The organism is Saccharopolyspora soli (assembly GCF_022678645.1).
Lineage (GTDB): Bacteria > Actinomycetota > Actinomycetes > Mycobacteriales > Pseudonocardiaceae > Saccharopolyspora > Saccharopolyspora soli.
On record NZ_JALBWV010000006.1, the window covers coordinates 200850 to 223313 of the forward strand.

Sequence of the window (22464 nt, forward strand, 5' to 3'; positions counted from 1 at the left end):
CGCCGCCCCTCTAGAAGAAGTTCAGGTTGAGGTCGCGGATGTACATGTAGAGGTCCATCGCGGCCAGCGCCAAGGGCAGCACCAGCGCGATCAGCACGGCTTCCAGGATGTCCACCATGCGGCGCTGCACCGGGGAGAACCGGCGGTTCGGGAACACCACGCCGAAGATGACCGACAGGATGCCGAGCAGCAGCAGCGGCGGGAACACCCACGCGACCGCGATCGGCATGGTCGCCACCTGCACCAGCAGTCCGATGGTGACGCCCAGCGAGGAGAGCAGACCGCTGAGCAGCAGGGCGATCGCCTGGCTGCCGTTGGCGTAGTTGCGGCCGCGCAGCAGCAGCACCGCCGAGACGACGATGGCGAACACCGCACCCCAGATGCTGGCCGCGGCCGCGAGGATCGCGCCGAGGGCGGCGACCAGACCGCAGCCGATGATCAGGCCTGTCATGTACTGGTGCGCGAGCCCGGTCTGCCGCTCGATCATCCGGTAGTCCGGAAAACCGGTGTCTTCCTTGAGGTCCTCGGCGCTGCCGGGCACGTGCGGCAGCGGCAGCTTGGCGAGCTGGATGGTGATGCGCGGCAGCAACGAGATACCAGCCAGGCCCACGGCTGCGGCGCCCGCGGCGATGCCCGCCGTGGGGGCGCTGGGCAGTAGCGTCGCGATCATGAAGCCCAAGGTGCCGAAAGCGCCTGCGGTGGCAGCCGCGATGAAGGTCACGATCCCCGCGCCGATCAGCATGATCGACACCGACGCGAAGATAAACACCAGTGCGCTGCCCAGCAACAACCTCGGTTCGAGGGTGTTGCCCGGCACGATGTTGAAGCCCGCGACGAACGCCATCGGCAGTCCGCCCGCAGCGGCGATCACGGTGCCGGTGGTCGGTGCCGCGTAGGCGCGGGTGACCATCGAACCGACACCGATCGCGAAGATCGCCACAACCGCCGTGGTAACGGCGGCCACGATCTGGTAAACGATCGACGAGGTCGGCTCCAGACCCGGGTGCAGCATTCCCGCCGGACCGGCCAAGCCCATCCCGATGGCCGCCGCGATCAGCGCCAGGGCGCCCGCGGTGTGTCCGACCTTCGCGGCGGTTTCCTTGGTCCACGGGCGGTAACTGCCCGGCTCCGCTTCCGCGAGCGCGTCGACGACGTCGTCGTACAGCGGCGGTGGCGGGTCATCCGACCTGCGCCGCAGCTGCAACATGTCGCCGTCCACGACTCCCTGCGAGGACAGCGTCTGGCTCGGATCGAGGGGCTGGCTCTCACCGAGCTTGGCCAGGCACCAGCCGCCGTGCCGCGAACCGCCGTCCGGGGTGATCTCGCGGGCCATATCCAGCAGCATCGGCAGCAGGTCCGCCACCGACACGTCCGCGGGAAGCGCCAGGTCGATACGAGTTGTAGGCGCCACCACCGTCACGCGGCTGAACACCGTGGTCCCGGTCGCCACTTGGGCCCCCTACTCCCTGAGGTTGATTGCCTTGCATTCATTTGTGTCGCTGGGCTCGATCCAACCAAGGCGAGTTTTCTTCGCCAAACCCACCCGCCCGGTCCGAGAGCGCCCCTAGTATGGCCACACCGACCGTCGACGGGTGACGGGTTTGGTGGAACTGGTGACAACTACTTCATATCTGGTTGGTCACGCCCGACGCCCACCCCGCCGCCGGTGGTGCCGCAGCGGTACAGAATGCTGCTGCGACATTCGAGAGCACGTTTGACACGGAAAGGTTGTTGCGTCCGGTGAGCACGCTGCAGTTCAAGCGAACGCCACGCCTGGCCGCTCCCAGGCCACCGGGCGGGGAGGTGCACCTCGAACCACCGCCGGAGATCCCGCGGACGATTCCGGGCAACATCGTTCAGAAGGTCCTTCCCGGCCTCATGATCGTCGCCTCGCTGGGAATGATGGTCTTCATGCTCCAGCGGGCGCAGAACAACCCGATGATGATGATGATGCCGATGATGATGCTCATCTCAACGTTCGGGATGATGGCTGGTGGCGGCCGGGAAGGCGGCCAGAAGAAGGCCGAGATGAACGAGGACCGCAAGGACTACCTGCGGTACCTCGGGCAGATGCGCGATCGAGCGCGCGAGGCCGCCGACGAGCAGCGGCTCGCTCGGGAATGGGTGCACCCCGACCCGCAGACCCTCTGGTCGATGGCCGCCGGAAGTCGGCGGATGTGGGAGAGGCGCCCCAACGACAACGACTTCTGCCAGGTCCGGGTCGGCCGCGGTTCGCAGCGGTTGGAAACCCGCCTGGTGCCACCGCAGACCGGACCGGTCGACGAGCTGGAACCGATCACCACGCTGGCGCTGCGCCGGTTCGTGCGGGCGCACTCGCTGGTGCCGGATCTGCCGATCGCGACGTCGCTGCGCGGATTCGCCGCGGTCGGCCTGCAGGGCGAGCGGGAGCAGGTCCGCGCCTTGGCGCGGGCGATGGTCTGCCAGTTGGCCACCTTCCACACCCCGGACGACGTGCTGATCGCGATCGCCAGCAGTGGTCGCGCCCGCACCGAGTGGGAATGGGTGAAGTGGCTGCCGCACGCCCAGCACCCGACCGAGACCGACGGCATCGGCCAGATGCGGCTGATGGCCGGATCGCTGAGCGCTGTCGAGCAGATGCTGGCCGAGGAGTTGGCCGAGCGTCCGCGCTTCCAGCGCAACGCGGCACCGCCGGACGGCCAGCCGCACATCGTGATCATCATCGACGATGCCGAAATCAGCCGCGAGGAAACGCTTTTCGTCGAGGGCGGCCTGGCCGGGGTCACCATGATCGACCTGTCCGACCTGCTCGGCCAGCTCACCGCGCGCCGCGGCATGCGGATGGTCGTCGAGGAGGACCGCATCGGTGCCCGCGGCGGCAGCGGCGTCGAGTGGTTCGGCAAGCCCGACTCGCTGACCATCGAGGAGGCCACCTCGCTGGCCCGCCAGCTGGCCCCGTACCGGGTGGCCGGCGGGGTTTCGACGGACACCGACACCGGTGGCTACGAGCCGCTGACCACGCCCCTGAACTACGTCGAGCAGCTGGGGTTGGCCGGTGACGTGGTCACCTTCGACCTCAACGAGGCGTGGCGGGTCAAGCCCATCAGCGACCTGTACCGGGTCGCGATCGGTCCTGGTGAGCAGGGCGAGATCGTGCACCTGGACATCAAGGAGACCGCCTCCGGCGGGATGGGCCCGCACGGGCTGTGCATCGGTGCGACCGGTTCCGGTAAGTCGGAGTTCCTGCGCACCATCGTGCTCGGCCTGATGGCCACCCACTCGTCGTCGATGCTCAACTTCGTGGTCGTCGACTTCAAGGGTGGTGCGACGTTCAACGGGTTCGAGCCCGCGCCGCACGTGTCGGCGAGCATCTCGAACCTGGAGGGCGACGGCTCGCTGATCGACCGCATGCAGGACGCGCTGGCCGGTGAGATGAACCGCCGCCAGGAAGTCCTGAACAAGGCGGGCGCGAAGAACGTCTGGGACTACCGGAAGATGGGCGAGGCTGGCGACGAGCGCTGCCAGGAGCCGCTGCCCGCGCTGTTCGTGGTCATCGACGAGTTCTCCGAACTGCTGTCCCAGCAGCCGGATTTCGCCGAGCTGTTCGTGATGATCGGTCGACTGGGTCGTTCGTTGCAGGTCCACCTGCTGCTGGCCTCCCAGCGGCTGGAAGAGGGCAAGCTGCGCGGCCTGGACTCGCACCTGTCGTACCGGATCGGTCTGAAGACCTTCAACGCGGCGGAATCCCGTGCGGCGATCGGTGTTCCGGACGCCGCCGACCTGCCCGCCACCGGTGGTCACGGATATCTGAAGCACCCCAACGGGATGGAGCGGTTCCGCGCCGCGTTCGTCTCCGGGCACCTGCACCAGACCAGCGGGCGGCGGCCGTCGCTGAAGGGCGGCGCGTCCCCGGTCACCGGTGACAAGATGCCGAGGTTCTTCATCCCGGACTTCATCGAGAAGCCGCCGGAACCGGAGCAGCCGGTCGTCGCGGAGGTCAAGGAGGAGAAGGACGACCTCGCGCCGACCGACTTCCAGATCGTCATCGACAAGATCCGCGGCCAAGGGCCACCGGCGCACTCGGTGTGGCTACCGCCGCTGGACACACCGCCCACATTGGACACCCTGTTGCCGCCGCTGCAGCAGACCGACGACCGGGGTTACACCGCGGCCGGTTATGCGGGCAGCGGTCGGTTGCAGGTGCCGGTGGGTCTGATCGACGTGCCGTACCACCAGCGCCAGGACCCGATGATGCTGGACCTCAGCGGGCAGGCCGGGCACGGCGCGGTCGTCGGCGGTGTCGGTTCCGGCAAGTCCAACGCGATGCGCGCGATGATCGCGTCGATGGCGTTGACGCACACCCCGCAGGAAGTGCAGTTCTACTGCGTCGACCTCGGTGGTGGTTCGATGGCGGCGCTGCGCGGCCTGCCGCACCTCGGCGGCTTCGGCAGCCGCCGCGACCCGGACACCGTGCGCCGGACCATCGCCGAGCTCAAGACGCTGTTGGCGGAGCGCGAAGGCCGCTTCCAGCAGCTGGGCGTCGAGGGCATGAACGACTACCGGAACCGCAAGCGGCGCGGGGAGTTCGACGACGACCCGTACGGCGACGTGTTCCTGATGATCGACGGCTGGCGGGCGTTCCGCGAGGAGTTCGAGGCGCTGGAACCGGACGTGCTGAACCTGGCCTCCAACGGTCTCGGTTTCGGCATCCACGTGTTCGTCTCGGCAGCCCGCTGGGCGGAGATCCGGCCAGCGCTGAAGGACCTGATGCAGACCCGGATCGAGCTGCGGCTCGGTGACCCGAGCGAGTCGGAGATCGACCGCAAGTTCGCGGTGAAGGTGCCAGGCGGTCGACCGGGTCGCGGGATGCACGCGTCGAAGCTGCACTTCCTGACCGCGCTGCCCCGCGTGGACAGCGAGAACATCGGCGACCGGGTGGGCGCCGAGCTGGAGGCTGCGGAGAACGAGCGCCGCGCGCCGCGAATGGGCTGGGAGCTGTACAACGACGACGTGTCCGAGGGCGTCGCCGACCTGATCAACCGGGTCAAGAGCTCTTGGAAGGGACGTCCGGCGCCGCAGGTCCGGCTGCTGCCGGAGCTGTTGCCGCACAACCAGTTGCCGCGTCCGGAGCAGCAGCCGAACCCGAAGCTGGTGCCGATCGGCATCAACGAGGACGGCCTGCACCCGGTCTACCTGGACTTCGCCGCGGAGCCGAACTTCTACGCGTTCGGTGAGCGGGAGTCGGGCAAGACCTCGCTGCTGCGCACCATCGTCCGCGGCATCACCGAGCGGTACACCAACAAGGAAGCGCTGATCCTGCTGGTCGACTACCGGCGCACCATGCTCGGGTTCCTCGACACGGGGCACCTGCTGGAGTACGCCGTCAGCGCGGACCAGCTCAAGGGCAACGTCAAGGACGTCGCCGGGGCGTTGAAGAAGCGGATGCCCGGCCCGGACGTCACGCAGGAGCAGTTGAAGAACCGCTCCTGGTGGAAGGGCCCGGAGCTGTTCGTCATCGTCGACGACTACGACCTGGTGGCGCCGCAGGGCAACAACCCGCTCGCGCCGCTGGCGGAGTTCGTGCCGCAGGCCAGCGACGTGGGCCTGCACATCATCCTGGCCCGCAACTCCGGTGGCGCCGGTCGAGCGCTGTACGAGCCGATCATCGGCAAGATGCGCGAGACCTCGGCACCAGGTCTGGCGATGAGCGCGAACAAGGACGACGGCCAGCTGGTGGCGAACATCAAGTCCCGCCAGCTGCCACCCGGCCGAGGCACCCTGGTCAGCCGCAGCCTGCGCGGCGGGCCGCAGATGATCCAAACAGCGTTCATCCAACCGGAGTGACCTGACCGCGAAAAGCCTCCCCCTCCGGCGGGGGAGGCTTTTTCGTGCGGTAGATCGAGCCGCTCGGGCCAGTCGAGATCGGCGCGGGCCTGGACAACCGGATCGGCGAAGTCCGCGCCGGTTCGTCGTCGTGAGTGGGGACCGGCGGTTTCCGCTCACGAATTGCGGGCGGCAGGCTACATTCGGTGGTGGGTTCTCGCGCCGATCGACCGATCAGGGGCAGACTGTTGGTGCGCTCGCACCCTTAACCTCTAGGGTGCTCGGGGGGAGTCGGCGCGCCGCGCGATCGGCGGTCGGACGACGTACGTCGCCGGGGAACGCACTTCGGTGACGGTGAAGGAGTACTGGGTGTCCCTGCACGTCTCGATCGACTTCGGCACGTCGAGCACATGCACGGTGGTGTCCGTCGGCGGCGCCGAGCCACAGGTGGTGGTCATCGACGGGCAGCCGTTGGTGCCTTCGGCGGTGTTCGCCGCACCGGACGGCACGCTGTTCGTCGGGCACGAGGCCGAACGGCAGGCTGCGGTCGACCCGGCTCGCTTCGAGCCGCACCCCAAGCGCCGCATCGACGAGGGCGAACTGCTGCTGGGCAGCAGCGTGCTCAAGGTCGGCGAGGTGATCCGCGCTGTGCTGCAGCGCGCGGTCAGCGAGGCCCGCCGCTTCGCCGGTGGCGCCGCCGTCGACCTGCTGGTCCTGACGCATCCCGCGGACTGGGGCACGGTGCGCACCGCGGAGTTGCGCCAGGCGGCCTCCGGGTTGGGCAAGGAACTGGTCATGGTGCCGGAACCGGTTGCGGCGGCCGTGTTCCACTCGGCCGGTCACGGTCTGCCGGACGGCGGGGCGCTGGCTGTGTTGGACCTCGGCGGCGGCACCGTGGACGCCAGCGTGGTGCGCAAGCAGGGCTCGTCGTTCCAGGTGCTGGCCACCCGCGGCGAACCGAACTTCGGTGGCGCGGACATCGACCAGGCGCTGCTGGACCACATCGGAGCGCTCGTCTCCGGCACCGATCCCGAGGCGTGGCGCAAGCTCGTCGAAGGCCGCGACATGGCCGATCGCCGTCGCCGCCGGGTGCTGCGGCAGGACGTCCGCGGTGCCAAGGAAACCCTGTCCCGGCACACCTACACCGACGTGCCGATGCCACCGCCGTTCTCCGACGCGCACGTCACCCGCGTCGACCTGGAAGCGCTGATCGCCCGGCCGCTGGCCAAGGCCGCCGACCTGGTGCTGACCACGCTGCGCGAGGGCGGTGTGACCCGGCCGCAGCTGGCCGGGGTGTTCCTGGTCGGTGGTTCGAGCCGGATTCCGTTGGTGGCAAGGCTGATCCACGAAAGCACCGGCGTGGTACCGACCACTTTGGACCAGCCGGAGACCGTGGTGGCGCGCGGCGCGCTGCGCGCGGTGCGGCTGGATCCAGACCGCAGCGGCGGACTTGCGCCCGCTGGGGCTTGGGCGGGTGCCTCGACGGTGCGTTCCTACCCGGTGGCCGCGCCGCCCTCCGGCGGTTATCCCACCGGCCCGAGCGTGACCGCTGGTGACTCGTTGAGCCGGGCTCGCACCATCGTGATCGGCGGTAGCGACCAGACCAAGCCGGTCGCGCAGCGCAGCCGCCCCAGGAGGCGCAAGCTGCCGTGGCTCATCGGGGCCGGGGTGGCGGTCGTGCTCGCCGCGGGGGTGGTCGTGGCGCTGGTCGTGGCCAACAGCGGCGCGCCGCAAGCGCAGCCCGATGATCCGCCCCGCCGGATCGCGCAGTACGACTACGAGTTCTCCTATCCCGCCGACTGGAAGCAGATCGGCGGCGACCCGCGGAAGTGGCAGACGCTGATCGGGCCGCAGGACGACACGCAAGGCGCGCTGGTCGCCGTCGAAGAGGGAAAGCTCAACTTCGACACCGACACCGATCGGAACCGCGCAGTGCAGCAACTGCGCGCCGAGTACCAGAAACGTGTCGACCAAGGCGAACAATTCTCGCTGTTCAACGGATCCACCAGTTTTGCCGGTCGGGACGTGGTGTACTACCGGGAACAACTGCCGGACGCGACGGTCGAGTGGTACGTGCTGCACCAAGGACAATTCCGGGTCAGCGTGGGTTGCAAGTACGGCGCGGTCGGCAAGGAAGACGTGGTGCGCGCCTGCGAACAGGTCATCGGTTCGGTCAAGGTGCGTTGAACCAGCGGTGAATTCGCCGCTGCGGAATGGATTTCGCTCGTGGTTGTCGGGCGAGGAGGCATTGGCATGGCAGATCGAGCAGATTCCGTCCGACGATTCCGGGCCGCACTCGCCGACGCGGTCAGCCGCAGCCGCCGGGCGCGCGGCGAAGCGCACCACCGCGCGGAGGATTTCCAAAGGCACACAAAGGAACTCGCCAAGAGCAAACCGTCGGAGTCGGCCACCAACACCCAACAACGGGAGATGGCGGTTGCTTACCGCACCCGGATGGGACTGGCAGTCGAGGAGTTCGCCGCGGCAGAACCGAATGCGGATCCGGCGCGGCCCGAGTCATCGGCCGGGAAATCGCAAGAGCAAACGCCTTCTGATGGCAGCGATCTGGACTTTTCGCAAGCGCGAATCATGCGGTGACCTGGGGGTTCCGCGCGCAACGTTTACATCAGCAACGGGTTGCGCGGAAATCCAGGACAACGTGGAACCGGACATGGCAATGTCTGCGTCGCAGGTTCATCCGAACTTGATGACGAGTTTGAAGGGGGTCATCCACAGATGGCTGGAATTGGTGCAGACACTGAGGCGATTCAGCAGGCGTCGGTCGACATCGACGAGGCGCGCAGCGCCGTCGAGGCCGCGCTCCAGCAGTTGAGCGGCCAGCTGGAGGGCCCGGTCGCGAACTGGAAGGGCGCGGCTGCGGACGTTTTCCGCAAGCTGATGGAGCAGTACGAGGAGAGCGGCAAGAAGATCCTGCAGAAGCTGGACGAGCTGGGCCAGAACGTGCAGAGCTCCGGTCAGGACTACGCCCAGGTCCAGGAGGAGCAGGCGCAGGAGATCTCCAAGATCACGAGCATGCTCGAAGGCTGACCCGACAGTCACTGATCGCAGTAACCACATTCTGGACCACCACGCATTCGAGGGGATAAGCAATGAGCGAGATTCAGGTCAACTTCGCGGAGCTGCAGCAGGCTTCCGACGACCTCCAGTCCGCCGCCCAGAAGATCCAGGGCGAGCTGGACGACCTGGAGGGCAAGATCCAGAAGCTGGTCGCCACCTGGGAAGGCGAGGCCGTGGCCGCCTACCAGGAGGCGCAGAAGACCTGGGACGAGGAGGCGGCTCGGATGCAGGAGACCGCCGCCAAGATGGGCATGGCCGTTGGCGCCGCCAACGAGTCCTTCCAGGCCGGTGAGAAGAAGAACGCTGGCCGTTTCGGTGGCTGAGCCGACCTGCTGAAAGCCGACCGCGGCCCCGGCGATCGCCGGGGCCGCAGCGCTGTCCGGGGGCGCGCGGGTACCGCACTCGGCATTCGCTATTCTGTTCGCGGCGACATGCCAGGTCAGAAACGTCCGAGCGAGTACCGAGGACCCGTTTTGACCGGGCGAAGAACCACCAAGTACCCTGATTCTTTGTTGTGCGGTGCGCGGCTGCAGTTCGCGCCAGCGGATCGGATCGCGATCCTGGCGGCGGTGCTGGCGGGCGTGCCGGTCCCCAGGGAGTTCCCGAGGGGGCCGACCGGCGTGATCGAGACGGGCTCCGCACTGACGATTCCGACGCGAACGACGACGAGGTAGACCCGTGCGCACGTACAGCCCGAAGCCCGGCGAGGTGACCCGCGCCTGGCATGTGATCGACGCCGAGGATGTGGTGCTCGGCCGGTTGGCAACTCAGGCCGCGACGCTGCTGCGCGGCAAGCACAAGCCGACCTACGCACCGCACATCGACACCGGCGACTTCGTCGTCGTCGTCAACGCCGAGAAGGTGGCCCTCACCGGTAACAAGCGCGAGCAGGCGTTCCACTACCGGCACAGCGGCTACCCCGGTGGTCTGCGCAAGCAGTCCTTCGGTGAGGTGCTGCAGAAGCACCCCGAGCGGCTGCTCGAAAAGGCGATCAAGGGCATGTTGCCGAAGAACAAGCTCGGCCGGGCCATGGGCAAGAAGCTCAAGGTCTACGCCGGTCCGGAGCACCCGCACCAGGCCCAGAACCCGCAGCCGTTCGAGATCAACGCGAAGGTCGAGAAGTGACTGACGAACTTCAGCAGGAAGAGCAAGTGAGCAACCCGGCGGAGGAGCAGGCTCCGGCGGAGCAGGCTGCGGAGGAGACCGTCGAGGCAGCCGTCGAGACCCCTGCCCCTGCCCCGATCCCGGTGCCGACCGGCCGCCCGGTGCAGACCGTGGGTCGCCGCAAGGAAGCCGTGGTCCGGGTCCGGCTGGTGCCGGGCAGCGGTGGCTTCAAGCTCAACGGCAAGAGCCTTGAGCAGTACTTCCCGAACAAGGTGCACCAGCAGCTGATCAAGGAGCCGCTGGTCACCGTCGAGCGCGTGGAGAGCTTCGACGTGCTGGCCACGCTGCGCGGCGGCGGCCCCTCCGGGCAGGCCGGTGCGCTGCGCATGGCGATCGCCCGTGCGCTGGTCGCCTACGACGCGGACGACCGCCCGGCGCTGAAGAAGGCGGGCATGCTCACCCGCGACGCGCGGGAGAAGGAGCGCAAGAAGTACGGCCTCAAGAAGGCCCGCAAGGCGCCGCAGTACAGCAAGCGCTGACCCGAACTACATCCGATCTGCGGGAGCAGTCGTTCGTCCACAGCGGACGGGACTGCTCCCGCAGTCGTATGCACCGGCTGGCCCCGGACTTGTGCCTGACACAGGTGCGCGTAGGTTTCTCCCCGGTGGCAGGTGGTCATCTCGCGTGGGTGGGCTGAGCGGCTGCACCGCTTCGAGGACGAGCACCCGCGGTGCGTCCGCCTCGCGCGTCCGCGGAGTTTTCCGCTTCACACAAGGAGGATGTGCTGCTGATGGCTCGGTTGTTCGGCACCGACGGGGTGCGCGGGTTGGCCAATGCCGATCTGCCGCCGGAGCTGGCGATGTCGGTGGCCGCAGCGGCGGCGCGGGTGCTCTACGACCGGGACGATTCGCAGCGCCGGGTGGCGCTGGTGGGCCGCGATCCGCGGGCCAGCGGCGAGATGTTGGAGGCGGCCGTCACGGCGGGCCTGACCTCGGCCGGTGCCGACGTGCTGCGGGTCGGTGTGCTGCCCACCCCGGCGGTGGCGCACTTGGTCGCCGAGCTGGGCGCGGACCTCGGGGTGATGATCTCCGCGTCGCACAACCCGATGCCGGACAACGGGATCAAGCTGTTCGCGGCGGGCGGGCACAAGCTGCCGGACGCCGTGGAGGACGAGATCGAGGCGCGCCTCGACGAACAGGTCGACCGACCCACCGGGGTGCACGTCGGCCGGGTTCGCGACGTTCCCGACGCGGCGCGGCGTTACGTAGCTCACTTGCTGGCGGCGGCCCCGCAGTCGCTGGGTGGCTTGAAGGTCGTCCTGGACTGCGCCAACGGCGCCGCTGCCGCTGCCGCGCCCGAGGCATATCGCCGGGCCGGTGCCGAGGTGATCGCGATCAACGCCGAGCCGGACGGCATCAACATCAACGACGGCGTCGGATCGACGCACCTCGACGGGCTGCAGGCCGCAGTGGTCGAGTACGGCGCGGATCTCGGCATCGCGCACGACGGCGACGCGGACCGCTGCCTGGCGGTGGACGCCAGCGGAGCTGTGGTGGACGGCGACCAGATCATGGCGATCCTCGCGGTGGCCATGCACGACGCTGGCGAGCTCACGGAGAACACGCTGGTCGCGACCGTGATGAGCAACCTCGGTCTGCACCTGGCGATGCGCGAGCACGGCGTTGCGCTGCGCACCACGGCCGTCGGTGACCGATACGTGTTGGAGGAGCTGCGCTCCGGCGGTTTCGCGCTCGGCGGCGAGCAGTCCGGTCACGTCGTCCTGCCGGGCCATGCCACTACCGGTGACGGCCTGCTCACCGCGCTGCGGCTGATGGGCCGGATGGCGGCGACCGGCACGCCGCTCGCGTCGTTGGCCAAGGTCATGCGCCGACTGCCGCAGGTGCTGGTCAACGTGCGGGTGGTGGACAAGGCGGCGGTGGTCGCGGCGCCGGAGGTGGCCTCGGCGGTGGCGGCGGCCGAGGCGGAACTCGGGGACACCGGTCGGATCCTGCTGCGCCCATCCGGCACCGAGCAACTGGTTCGAGTGATGGTCGAGGCGCCGAGTGAGGAGAGCGCGCAGGCCGTCGCCGAGCGGTTGGTGGAAATCGTTGCCGCGATCCGATGATCGTTGGTGATTTCACCCTCTCATAACGTGACGATCTGTGAGATCCTGCTCACATGGGTGCCATCGTTGTCGCCATGGTCGTGGGTCTCGTCGCTATCGGGCTCGTCGTCGCTCTTGTGATCTTCTCCGCGCTCGCGCTGGCTGGCCTCAAGGCCGTCAACGCCGCGCACGAGAGTCGATCCTGGTTCGTGAACCGCCGACGGCGAAGCTGAGCGTGCGAGATGCGCGGCCGGTTCTTCGGTGACCTGCTGGTGGTTCTGATCGTGCCATTGGCGTGCATGCTCCTAGCCGCATTCGTGCTCGCCGTCGTTATGGCGCAGGGTTGGGGCCTGCATACGATCTTCGGCTGATCCCACGCCACGTTCCCGCCCGGCTCGGAATACTGGCGTGCCGTGATCTCGATCGGTTTTTGGTCCGTCCTCGCGGTTGTTTGGCGGCCTCGGCGTGCCTGGTGTTCGGGGTGCTCCCGAGCCCCTGCTTCGCTGGCGGTGATCTGCCGCCGGGCTGCTGTCCGTTCCGGGCGCGCTCAGATAGGTTCGGCTCTTGAACAGCGGGAGGCCCGGTGATCTTTGTAATCCTTATCGCGCTCGTGGTGAGCGTGCTCGCCGGTGCGGGTGGCGGCGCGCTCGTCGCTACCCTGGCGACCAAGAACAGACCGCAACCGCCCCTGCCGCAGTACCCACCGCAGCAGGGTTTCGGACAGCCGCCCTACCGGCAGTGATGACGCAGGTTTAGCAGGAGGAAGCAGTGAATCTCTTGATCACGCTGGTGATCAGCGTGCTGTTCGGCGGCGGTGCGGGTGCGTTGACAGCGCTGCTGATCGTCAAGAGCAGGAGCGGCGCACGGCAACCGGCGGCATACCCGCAGCAGGGCTTCGCGCCGCAATCGCCCCAGCAATACCCGCCGCAGCAGTATCCGCCCCAGCAGGGTTTTGGTCAGCCCCCGCAAGGGCCGTACCCGCCGCAGTGAGCCGCGCATCCCTTCGCGGATGCAAGTACCTCTTCGAACTCGGCCTTTCGCGAAACGGAACCTGTCAAGATAAGGAACCAGATGGTCTTGACGAGCGTCGGAACGATTGCCGACGCGACCGTTCGGGTTGCGGGCGGTTCAGCGACGAGGAGGGGGAACGGTGTCCGGGTTCGGGGCAAATGCCGGTGAATTCGTCTCCACAGCGGGAAGTGTCCGGGGGGCTGCGGACCCGGTCCGGGACGACCACAGCAAGAAGATCGGCGAGCTCGGCATGGGGCAGGCCGATTTCGGCAAGGCGCATGGGGCGAACTTCCAGCCCTACCAGGAGGCGATGACGAAGATCTCCAAGTGCGTGGCCAGCATGGCCGACGCGATGGACGACTTCGCCGAAAAGCTGGAGAAGACCGGCTCCGGCTACAACTGGTCCGACGCCGACGCCGCCGAGACCGTCGGCAAGTCTGGGGGTAACTGATGTCGGACGAGGGAAACCCGAAGTGGGAAGACATCAAGAAACTTCTCGATGACCCGAACGTCTCGGACGACAAGAAGCGCGAGCTTGCGGTCGCCTACGCGGGCGAAGACGACTGGAGCGCTTTCGGTATTCGGGATGAGGTCGAGCCCTACCTCGACAAGTACGACGACGGGTACTGGAAGACCCAGGGCGCGAACAGTTGGGGAGACAACGACCAGGACCTCAAGGACGCCTACAACAACGCCAAGGGTGAGGCCGACAAGGGCGCCGAGCGGGACAAGAAGCACGACCAGGACGTCAAGAACGGCAAGAACGCCCTCGAAGACAGCAAGCGCAAGGCCGAGAACGGGGAGAACGGCGGCGCGGGTGCCAAGTCGGGGGACGAACTGCTCGACGCCGGCAAGCCCGGCCTGTTGTTCTTCGAGAACTGGGTGCCGCTGTACGAGAAGATCGAGCACGACTACAACGACAAGAGCAAGGTCCTCAAGGTCGACAAGATCAAGGAGCGCTACGACGAGCAGCGCCAGCTGAACTTCGACAAGTTCGCCAAGAACATCGACGACCTCAAAGCTGGCGAGAAGGGCATGCGGGAGTCGCTGCAGACCATGTCCGACAAGCTCGGCGGGCTGTGGAAGAGCTGGACCGGTGGCGCATCGGACGCCTCGCAGGACTTCTTCTCGTCGAAGTTCACCCCGACCGCGCAGGAACGCGTCATCACCACCGTCAGCGACGCGGCGTCGATGACCCAGGACACCGTCAAAGCGGTGGCCGAGATGGTGCGCGGCAAGGCGTCCGCGGTGCTCGAACTCGACAAGTACGCCGAGCGGCTGGGCGAAAAGGCGCCCCAGGACTGGGACACCACGATCCAGGTCGCCAACGGCACTGACGACGACACCACGCTGCGCAAGGCATGCTCGATCTGGAAGGTCGAGATCGACGAGGATTGCGGCGACCTCAGCGACGAGGCGAAGCAGAAGATCCAGGACGAATGCCGCAAGGGCGTCCGCCAGACCTTCGCCAAGACGGTTGAAGACCAGTGCAAGGGCTTCACCGACCTGTGCGACAAGACCAAGAAGGACATCGACGACGCCTGGAAGAAGCTCAACACCGAGCTCGGCAAGGCTGAGGAGAACCCCTTCAAGAACCCCGGCGGCAGGGACGAGGGCGACGACAAGAAGGGCGGCGGCGACAAGAGCGGCGGCGACAAGGGCGGCGGTGGTTCCGGCGGGGGTGGTGGCGGCTCCGGCTCCGGCGGTGGTGGCGGTGGCACTGGTGGCGGCGGTGCGGAGATGCCGAAGCCGCCGGAGATGCCGAAACCACCGGAAATGCCCGAGGTTCCCGGCATGCCGCAGCTCGGCGAGGGCGCCCCTGGTGCGCCGGGCGACCAGGAGAAGGTGACGCTCGGCGAGGGCCAGAACGCGGTCACCCTCCAGGAGCCCGGTGCCGACGGCAAGATGCAGGTCCAGGTGATGGGTCCGGACGGCCAGCCCAAGACCTATGCGGTCGACTTCGGTCCTGGTGGCGGTGCCCCGGGCCAGCCGATACCGGGTCAACCGGGTCAGCCCATGCCCGGCCAGCCCATGCCGGGGCAGATGCCCGGCCAAGGCGGCATGCAGACGATGCCCGCGCCGGGCCAGCCGCCGGGCGGACTCGTCGCGCCCGGTGGCCCGCCGCCGATCCCGGTGCAGCCGGGTGAGGACGGCAAAGCCGTGATCCACGAGGGCGATCGCACCATCACGTTGGAACGGACGCCCGACGGCCAGGTCAAGGTGAACGTCGACAACGGTGGTGGCCAGCCGCCGCTGAACCAGACGGTCGACTTCGGTGACGACCTGCGTCAGCCACCGCCGCCGAACCTGGGCCAGCCGGAGCCGGTGCCGCCGTCCGAAGGGGGTAGGCCGGGCGAGTTCCGCGAGTCGTTCCGCGCGGAACCGCCGTTTGGCACCATGCCCGCACCCGATGCGGGTGCGCCGATGCCCGGACCAGGCGCGGGCACCATGCCAGCGGCGGACATCGGCAGCCCGATGTCCGCACCCGCGATGGGCACCATGCCCGCCTACGACACCAGCGGCGGAGTTCCGGAAACCCAACCCGCGGCGGCAGGTGCACCGGCCTCCACCACGCCGCAGTCGGCAGGTTTCGGTGCTTTCAGCGGCACGGGCGAGGGCGTGCAGAACTCATTCGGCAGCGCCTCCGGCCAGCTGCTCGGCGTCGGCGGGCCGGACCAGCCGGGCACGCCCGGTGGCCCCGGCCAGCCAGGTCCCGACGGTTCGGTCGGGCTTCCGTCACTGGACGACTCGGCAGCAGGTAGCCCGCAGGGAGCCACCGGCCTGTCGTCGTTCGGTGACCCGAGCGGCGGCGGCCAGGGTCAAGGTGCTCAGCCCGGTCCGGGCGGCCAGGGCCAGGGCAGCCAGAGCGCCGCGATGGGCGGCGGCATGATGGGTGGCATGGGTGCCATGGGAGGTCAGGGCGGCCAGCAGGGCGGTGAACAGGAACGCACCAACTCCAGCCCGTGGCGCACCCAGGGCCAGCTGTTCGACGACGGCGTCGACGCGTCGAACGTGCGGTTCCGGTCGGTGCTCGGCGAGGACCGCGAGCGGTGAGACATGCCAGGCGAGGCGATGAAGAGGTGGGCCGGTGACCGCCGTCAGTGAGAACGCCAAGGCTTTCCGGAACCACATGGAAGGCATGGTCCGGGAGAACGCGGCCAGCAGACGCGTGATCGAGGAGAGCTGGCAGGACTCCGCCAAGGCCGCGGACAAGAGCTCCAAGGAGCTCTCCGAGAAGGGGCAGAAACTCGTCGAGCGCATTCGCGAGCGCGCCGCGAACATGCGCAAGGCCGAGGAGAGCGCCAAGCTCCAGGAAATCGCCGTCGGCGAGGAACCGGAGACCGAAGACGCCGACCCCGAAGTCGAGCGCTTCTCCCAGCACCTCTACGCGCAGCAGCAGAGCAAGGCCGCGGCGGAGGAACCGGCGGCGACCACGGCAGAGTCGGCGCAGTCGGCACAGCCGGAATGGCAGGCTCGCAGCGGGCGGTTCGGCCAGCCCGCCGCCGCGCCGCCGGAACCGGCCCGCCCCGCCCCGGAGCAGAACAGCGGTTGGAACGTCCAAGCTGGCCGGTTCGGCCGCCGCAACCAGCAGCCGACCCCACCGCCAGCCGCGCCGCCACCACCACCGGCACCGCCCAAGCCCGCCCCTCGGCGGCGGCCAGCGGTCGACGATGACGACGATTACGAAAACCAGAGCTGGTTGCGGTGAAAGATTTCGGGCTGTGATCCGCCGGATCACAGCCCGAAATGTCAGCGCTGGGGAAAGCCGCCCGGTTGGACCGGGTATGCGCCTGGCGGTGGCACGCTGCCGGATTTCGGTTTGAGCCCCTTCCGAACGAACGGCAGGAATACGAGTCCGGTGAGGATCGCGGCCGGGACCAGCGTCACGATGCCCGACCAGGAGTAGAGCGCGTCGGCTAGCGTCTCGCCGCGCTCCGGCTCCATGTTCAGGTAGCCGTAGACCATTTCCTTCACCAGATAGCCGAAGAACAGCACGGTCGCGCCGACGATCACCCACGGCGCGACTCGGAGTCGGAGGATCAGCAGGACACCGCCAGCGATCAACGCCAAGGCACCTGGGACGCAGAGGAGCAGGTTGACCAGTGAGGAGTCGACGAAGTCGATGAAGACGATCAAGCCGACGATGATCGAGATGGCGCCGACGATGATTGCGAAGATCGGGGAAGCTCCGGAGCTCTGCGGCTGCTGGGGATAACCGGGCTGCTGCGGGTATCCCGGCTGCTGCGGCGGATATCCCGGCTGTTGTTGGAAGCCTGGTTGTGGGTAGCCGGGCGGCGGCATCGGCTGTTGCGGCGGAGGTTGTTGGGGGTAGCCCGGTTGTGCTGGGTAGCCGGGCGGTCCCGGTTGTTGGGGCTGGCCGTAGGGTGGTTGCGGCGAGGTCATAGTTGCCGATTGTGTCGCACCGGGCCGGGTGCGTGGGCTGCTTCCCGCCGTGTGTCAATGCAGCCGCAGCGAGCTCAAACGCCGCGCCCTGCTCATCGCGGCCAGTTCTGCGGCGATCCGGTCGACGAGGCGGACGCGGGTGGCGAGAAGTTCGCTAAGGAGATTGCGTCGGGGTGTGAGTCACGCTGCGGCTAGCTCGCCGCGGGTGTGTGCGTGGTCGATGGCGCTGCCGCCGATGTCGGTGCGCAGCAGTGCTTCGCCGCGCCGGTCTCCGGTCAGTGTGCGGAGGAAGAACGCGGTCAGCAGCGCCTTGGCCACGCGCTGCGTTGCGTACTCGGACTTGCCGTGCAACACCATTCGCGTCCAGTGCTGCCCCTCCGTGAAGCCGAGGTGGCTCGCCTTCTTCACGGTTCGCAGCTGCACCGGACCACCCCATGCTCGGGCGATCGGCTCGGCGTTGGCCACCGCTGGGGCCAGCAGGTCGTTGCCTGCGGCGAGGTGCAGGCCGGGCACCTTGACCTGGCTCGCCGCGTCGAACGCCGACGGCATGGTCTCGGCCGCCGCCAGCGTGGCGACTGAACGGATCCGGGCGTCCTCAGCCGCTGTCAGCACCGCGCAGCCGCCGCCCATGGCGTGTCCGGCGACCGCGAGCCGCTTCGGATCGACGCTGATCTCTCCGTCGCCGAGCCGGACTCCGACGCAGATGTCCAGCGCGGTCCGCAGATCTGTGCTGAACAGCCGGTGCGAGGCGAGCGGCCCGCGCTGGGTGGCGGGTGCGGCAACCACGATGCCCCACGAGGCGAGGTGCCGGAGCAGACCGAGGTAGCGCCGAGGCGGCTGCAACCACCCGTGTCCGAACGCGATCGCTGGTAGCCCGAGGCCGCTGCGCGGGGTGCAGACGATGCCGGGCAGGCCGACGAGGGCCAGGTCACCGTGCAACACGTCGTGCGGTCCGCGTCGGGACAACTCGTTGAACGCGTTCTTCGCGGAAGGGGCCTTCTTGGCAGTGCGCGCCATGGTCAGCAACGGTAGCGGACCTGCGCCTGCGCGCGCGGTAGCCGCCTGGGCGGGAGCTTCCGATCCACCCAATGCCGACAGGTTCAGACCATGTGGAGTAGCTACGCTGTTCCGGGTGTGCGGCATCGTGGGTTACGTAGGACATCGCCAGGCGCTGGAAGTCGTGCTGGGCGGACTTCGACGACTTGAGTACCGGGGTTACGACTCGGCCGGGGTCGCGCTGCTCGACGGTGCGGGCAGCCTCGCGGTGGAGCGCGCCGCGGGTGCGCTGTCGAACCTGGAGAAACGGCTCGCCGAGGTCGACGGCGATGCGTTCGCGGGACACAGCGGTATGGGGCATACCCGGTGGGCAACCCACGGGGCGCCGACCGACCGCAACGCCCACCCGCACCGCGACGCCAGCGGACAGGTCGCGGTGGTGCACAACGGCATCATCGAGAACTTCGCCGCGCTGCGCGCCGAACTGGAAGCGGCGGGCGTCGAGATGGCCAGCGACACCGACACCGAAACCGCGGCGCACCTGGTCGCCGCCGCCTACGCCAGCGGTCCGACCGCCGGTGACCTGACCGCCAGCGTGTGCGCGGTGGCCCGACGCCTGGAGGGCGCCTTCACCTTGGTCGTCACGCACGCCGCCGAGCCGGGCAAGATCGTCGCCGCCCGGCGCTCGTCGCCGTTGGTCGTCGGGGTTGGCGACGGAGAGCACTTCGTCGCTTCGGATGTCGCCGCGTTCATCGAGCACACCCGCAACGCCGTGGAGCTCGGCCAGGACCAGGTGGTCACCATCACCCGCGACGGTTACCGGGTGACCGACTTCGCCGCCGAGGAGGTCGAGGCCAAGCCGTTCAGCGTTGACTGGGACCTGTCGGCCGCCGAGAAGGGCGGCCACGACTACTTCATGCTCAAGGAGATCGACGAGCAGCCCGAAGCGCTGGAGAACACGCTGCGCGGGCACTTCGTCGATGGTGGCATCGTGCTCGACGAACTCCGGATCACCGAGCAGGACCTGCGCGATGTGGACAAGGTCTTCGTGGTCGCCTGCGGCACCGCATACCACTCGGGGCTGCTCGCCAAGTACGCCATCGAGCACTGGTGCCGGGTGCCGGTCGAGGTGGAGCTGGCCAGCGAATTCCGCTACCGCGACCCGGTTCTGGGGCGGGACACGCTGGTGGTGGCGATCTCGCAGTCCGGCGAGACCGCCGACACCCTGGAAGCGGTGCGGCATGCGCGTACCCAGCGGGCGCGGGTGCTGGCGATCTGCAACACCAACGGCGCGCAGATCCCGCGCGAGTCCGACGCGGTGCTCTACACCCACGCCGGGCCGGAGATCGGAGTCGCGGCGACCAAGACCTTCCTGGCCCAGATCGCGGCGAGCTACCTGGTCGGACTGGCCCTGGCGCAGGCTCGCGGCACGAAGTACTCCGACGAGGTGGCGCGGGAGTTCGCCGAGTTGGCCGCGATGCCCGAGGCGGTCCGCCGGACGTTGTCCACGGTGGAGCAGGTACGGCGGCTGGGGCGCGAAATGGCCGACGCCAAGGCGGTGCTGTTCCTCGGGCGGCACGTCGGGTATCCGGTGGCGCTGGAGGGCGCGCTCAAGCTCAAGGAACTCGCCTACATGCACGCCGAGGGCTTCGCCGCCGGTGAGCTCAAGCACGGGCCGATCGCGCTGATCGAGGACGACCTGCCGGTGGTCGTGGTCATGCCCTCGCCCACCGGACGGGCGTTGCTGCACGCCAAGATGGTCTCCAACATCCGCGAGATCCAGGCGCGCGGCGCCCGGACGATCGTCATCGCGGAGGAGGGCGACGACGAGGTCCGCCCGTTCGCCGACGAACTGGTCACCATCCCGTCGGTGCCGACCCTGCTGCAGCCGCTGGTGTCCACGGTCCCGTTGCAGGTGCTGGCGGCGGAGATCGCCCGAACCCGCGGCTACGACGTCGACAAACCCCGGAACCTCGCCAAATCCGTCACGGTCGAGTGAACTTTTCCAGGTGAGGGGCACCTGTGACCAACTTACTTGGGCACAGGTGCCCCTCACCCGTACTCCGGATGGCGGAAGGCGAGGTTTTGGCGGGCTGCCGCCTCGTGCCTCGGGCTCGGGTGGCGTCGATCATCGGCGCGGCGGAGCGGGCAGACTGTGCAGAAACCGCCGACCGGTGATGGGTGCTCGTCGAAGCGGTTGTGCGGGGCTCGACCACCGCTGATTTCGGGAAATCGGCAGTTCCGCGACCCGCACCGGGACACCGCACAGGGGCAAGGCAGGCTCTACCCCTACCGCCGGGCAGCACGAGTTCGACGTCAGTTCCGAGGGAGGACGCTATGCACGGAGTGTGGACGCCGGATCAGATCCGCGCCGCTGAGCAGCGGCTGTTCACCCGGACCCCCGAACCGGCCGTGATGCGGCGCGCCGCGTACGCCGTGTCCGTCCACACCTCGCGCGTGCTCGCCGAATTCACCGGCGGCGTTGCCGGTCGGCGCGTCGCGTTGCTCGTCGGCGCGGGCAACAACGGTGGCGACGCGCTGTGGGCGGGGGCGTTCCTCCGGCGTCGCGGAGTCGGCGTCACGGCAGTGCTGCTAGCCCCGGACAAGGCGCACCCCGCGGGCCTCGCCGCGTTGCGGCGCGCCGGGGGGCGAGCGGTACCGGCCGAGGGCCCGAGTCCGGACACCGCGGGGATCGGGGCCGAGGCCGCCGACGCGGTCGAGCGTGCCGACGCCGTGATCGACGGGATCGTGGGCCTGTCCGCGCGCGGTGCGCTGCGACCGGCGGCGGCGGAACTGGTGCGCCGGGTGACCGTGCCGATCACCGCCGTCGACCTGCCCAGCGGCGTCGACCCGGTCACCGGCGCGGTCGACGGCCCGGCGGTGCGGGCGGATCTCACGGTGACCTTCGGCGGGCGCAAGCCGTGCCACGTGTTGGGCGCGGGTGCGGTGCATTCCGGGGATGTCGAGGTGATCGACATCGGGTTGACCGACGACCTCCCCGATCCCGATCTCTACCTGCTGCAAGCCGCCGAGATCGGCGCTGGCTGGCCGGTGCCGGGACCGGCCGACGACAAGTACAGCCAGGGCGTGGTCGGCGTCGCCGCCGGGTCGGCGACCTACCCCGGCGCGGCGGTGCTCGCCAGCGGAGCCGCGGTGCAGGCGACCGCTGGCATGGTGCGCTACGCGGGTCCGGCCGCGGACGCGGTGCGGTCGCGCTGGCCGGAGGTGGTGGTGACCGGCTCGGTCACCGACGCCGGGCGGGTGCAGGCGTGGGCGGTGGGACCGGGGATCGGTATCGGCGCCAGCGGCCGGGAGGTGCTGCAGCACGTGCTGGAACTGGGTCGGCCGGTGTGCGCGGACGCCGACTCGATCACGTTGCTGGCCAACGACGCGACGCTGTGGGATGCGCGGGACCCGGATGCACCGCTGGTGCTGACGCCGCACGCGGGCGAGTTCGCCCGGCTATCCCGCGAAGAGCTCGGCGCCGATCGGGTAGCGGCGGCGCGCGAGGTCGCCGCCCACTTCGACGCCGTGGTGCTGCTCAAGGGCAACACCACGATCATCGCCGCGCCGGACGGCCGAGTGCTCGTCAACGACTCGCGGCACGCCTGGCCAGCCACGGCAGGCTCCGGCGACGTGCTCACCGGGCTGATCGGCGCGCTCCTGGCCAGCGACGTGGAGCCGTGGCTGGCCTGCGGCTACGCCGCCTACGTGCACGCTCTCGCGGCCGACCTCGCGGCCCACGGCGCGCCCGGCCGCACCCCGGGCGAAGTGGGCGCACCGATCGGGGCGTCCGCCCTGCTCGCGGCGGTCCCAGCGGCCATCCGAGCGGTCCGCGAAGCGGCCCTCTCCAGCTGACCGGCACGTGGTCGTGGGGGGGGGGGGGGGGGGGCCCCCCCCGGGGGGGGGGCCCCCCCGGGGGGGGGGGGGGGGGGGGGGGGGGGGGGGGGGGGGGGGGGGGGGGG

General features: G+C 69.0%; 19 protein-coding genes. 16 read left to right on the plus strand and 3 right to left on the minus strand.

Annotated elements, in window-relative coordinates; translation table 11 throughout:
• Window positions 1-10 precede the first annotated feature (10 nt).
• Entirely contained in the window at window positions 11-1450 is a 1440-nt protein-coding gene (eccD, locus tag MOQ72_RS07020; RefSeq protein ID WP_242181295.1) for a type VII secretion integral membrane protein EccD, read from the minus strand.
• Between the two features lie 290 nt (window positions 1451-1740).
• Between eccD and eccCa the strand changes: the two genes are divergently transcribed.
• The 14 genes from eccCa (at window position 1741) to MOQ72_RS07090 (ending at window position 16808) form a co-directional block, all read left to right on the plus strand.
• The gene (eccCa, locus tag MOQ72_RS07025) at window positions 1741-5823 is read left to right on the plus strand and encodes a type VII secretion protein EccCa (protein ID WP_242181296.1); all 4083 of its coding nucleotides are present in this window, start codon (window positions 1741-1743) and stop codon (window positions 5821-5823) included.
• A 333-nt stretch (window positions 5824-6156) separates the two neighbouring features.
• Window positions 6157-7989, plus strand: a complete 1833-nt coding sequence (locus MOQ72_RS07030) for a type VII secretion-associated protein (RefSeq protein ID WP_242181333.1) — start codon at window positions 6157-6159, stop codon at window positions 7987-7989.
• 66 nt (window positions 7990-8055) lie between these two features.
• A complete protein-coding gene (locus tag MOQ72_RS07035; protein WP_242181297.1) occupies window positions 8056-8400 on the plus strand; it encodes a hypothetical protein in 345 nt (114 codons plus the stop codon).
• Window positions 8401-8538: 138 nt separating this feature from the next.
• Window positions 8539-8850 (plus strand): WXG100 family type VII secretion target, encoded by a 312-nt coding sequence (locus MOQ72_RS07040; RefSeq protein WP_242181298.1) that lies wholly within the window; start codon window positions 8539-8541, stop codon window positions 8848-8850.
• Window positions 8851-8912: 62 nt separating this feature from the next.
• Entirely contained in the window at window positions 8913-9203 is a 291-nt protein-coding gene (locus MOQ72_RS07045; RefSeq protein WP_242181299.1) for a WXG100 family type VII secretion target, read from the plus strand.
• Between the two features lie 355 nt (window positions 9204-9558).
• Window positions 9559-10005 (plus strand): 50S ribosomal protein L13, encoded by a 447-nt coding sequence (gene rplM / locus MOQ72_RS07050; protein ID WP_242181300.1) that lies wholly within the window; start codon window positions 9559-9561, stop codon window positions 10003-10005.
• Between the two features lie 26 nt (window positions 10006-10031).
• The gene (gene rpsI / locus MOQ72_RS07055; protein ID WP_372495305.1) at window positions 10032-10523 is read left to right on the plus strand and encodes a 30S ribosomal protein S9; all 492 of its coding nucleotides are present in this window, start codon (window positions 10032-10034) and stop codon (window positions 10521-10523) included.
• Between the two features lie 251 nt (window positions 10524-10774).
• Window positions 10775-12109 (plus strand): phosphoglucosamine mutase, encoded by a 1335-nt coding sequence (glmM, locus tag MOQ72_RS07060; protein WP_242181301.1) that lies wholly within the window; start codon window positions 10775-10777, stop codon window positions 12107-12109.
• A gap of 53 nt (window positions 12110-12162) precedes the next feature.
• Window positions 12163-12321, plus strand: coding sequence for a hypothetical protein (locus tag MOQ72_RS07065; RefSeq protein ID WP_242181302.1), 159 nt, complete (start codon window positions 12163-12165; stop codon window positions 12319-12321).
• A 350-nt stretch (window positions 12322-12671) separates the two neighbouring features.
• Window positions 12672-12830 carry a hypothetical protein gene (locus MOQ72_RS07070; protein ID WP_242181303.1) on the plus strand — a complete coding sequence of 53 codons (159 nt, stop codon included), beginning with the start codon at window positions 12672-12674 and terminating at the stop codon, window positions 12828-12830.
• Window positions 12831-12856: 26 nt separating this feature from the next.
• Entirely contained in the window at window positions 12857-13078 is a 222-nt protein-coding gene (locus tag MOQ72_RS07075) for a hypothetical protein (protein ID WP_242181304.1), read from the plus strand.
• 160 nt (window positions 13079-13238) lie between these two features.
• The gene (locus tag MOQ72_RS07080) at window positions 13239-13550 is read left to right on the plus strand and encodes a hypothetical protein (protein ID WP_242181306.1); all 312 of its coding nucleotides are present in this window, start codon (window positions 13239-13241) and stop codon (window positions 13548-13550) included.
• The gene (locus tag MOQ72_RS07085) at window positions 13550-16153 is read left to right on the plus strand and encodes a hypothetical protein (RefSeq protein WP_242181308.1); all 2604 of its coding nucleotides are present in this window, start codon (window positions 13550-13552) and stop codon (window positions 16151-16153) included. The genes MOQ72_RS07080 and MOQ72_RS07085 overlap by 1 nt, the downstream gene beginning before the upstream one ends.
• 34 nt (window positions 16154-16187) lie before the next feature.
• Window positions 16188-16808 (plus strand): hypothetical protein, encoded by a 621-nt coding sequence (locus tag MOQ72_RS07090; RefSeq protein ID WP_242181309.1) that lies wholly within the window; start codon window positions 16188-16190, stop codon window positions 16806-16808.
• 41 nt (window positions 16809-16849) lie between these two features.
• Here MOQ72_RS07090 and MOQ72_RS07095 read toward each other — a convergent pair whose 3' ends face one another.
• The gene (locus MOQ72_RS07095; protein WP_242181311.1) at window positions 16850-17503 is read right to left on the minus strand and encodes a hypothetical protein; all 654 of its coding nucleotides are present in this window, start codon (window positions 17501-17503) and stop codon (window positions 16850-16852) included.
• A 180-nt stretch (window positions 17504-17683) separates the two neighbouring features.
• Entirely contained in the window at window positions 17684-18520 is an 837-nt protein-coding gene (locus MOQ72_RS07100) for a dienelactone hydrolase family protein (protein WP_242181313.1), read from the minus strand.
• 115 nt (window positions 18521-18635) lie between these two features.
• Between MOQ72_RS07100 and glmS the strand changes: the two genes are divergently transcribed.
• Together glmS and MOQ72_RS07110 are read left to right on the plus strand one after the other, a co-directional pair.
• The gene (gene glmS, locus MOQ72_RS07105) at window positions 18636-20498 is read left to right on the plus strand and encodes a glutamine--fructose-6-phosphate transaminase (isomerizing) (RefSeq protein WP_242181314.1); all 1863 of its coding nucleotides are present in this window, start codon (window positions 18636-18638) and stop codon (window positions 20496-20498) included.
• Between the two features lie 338 nt (window positions 20499-20836).
• Entirely contained in the window at window positions 20837-22357 is a 1521-nt protein-coding gene (locus MOQ72_RS07110; protein ID WP_242181315.1) for an NAD(P)H-hydrate dehydratase, read from the plus strand.
• Window positions 22358-22464: the final 107 nt, after the last annotated feature.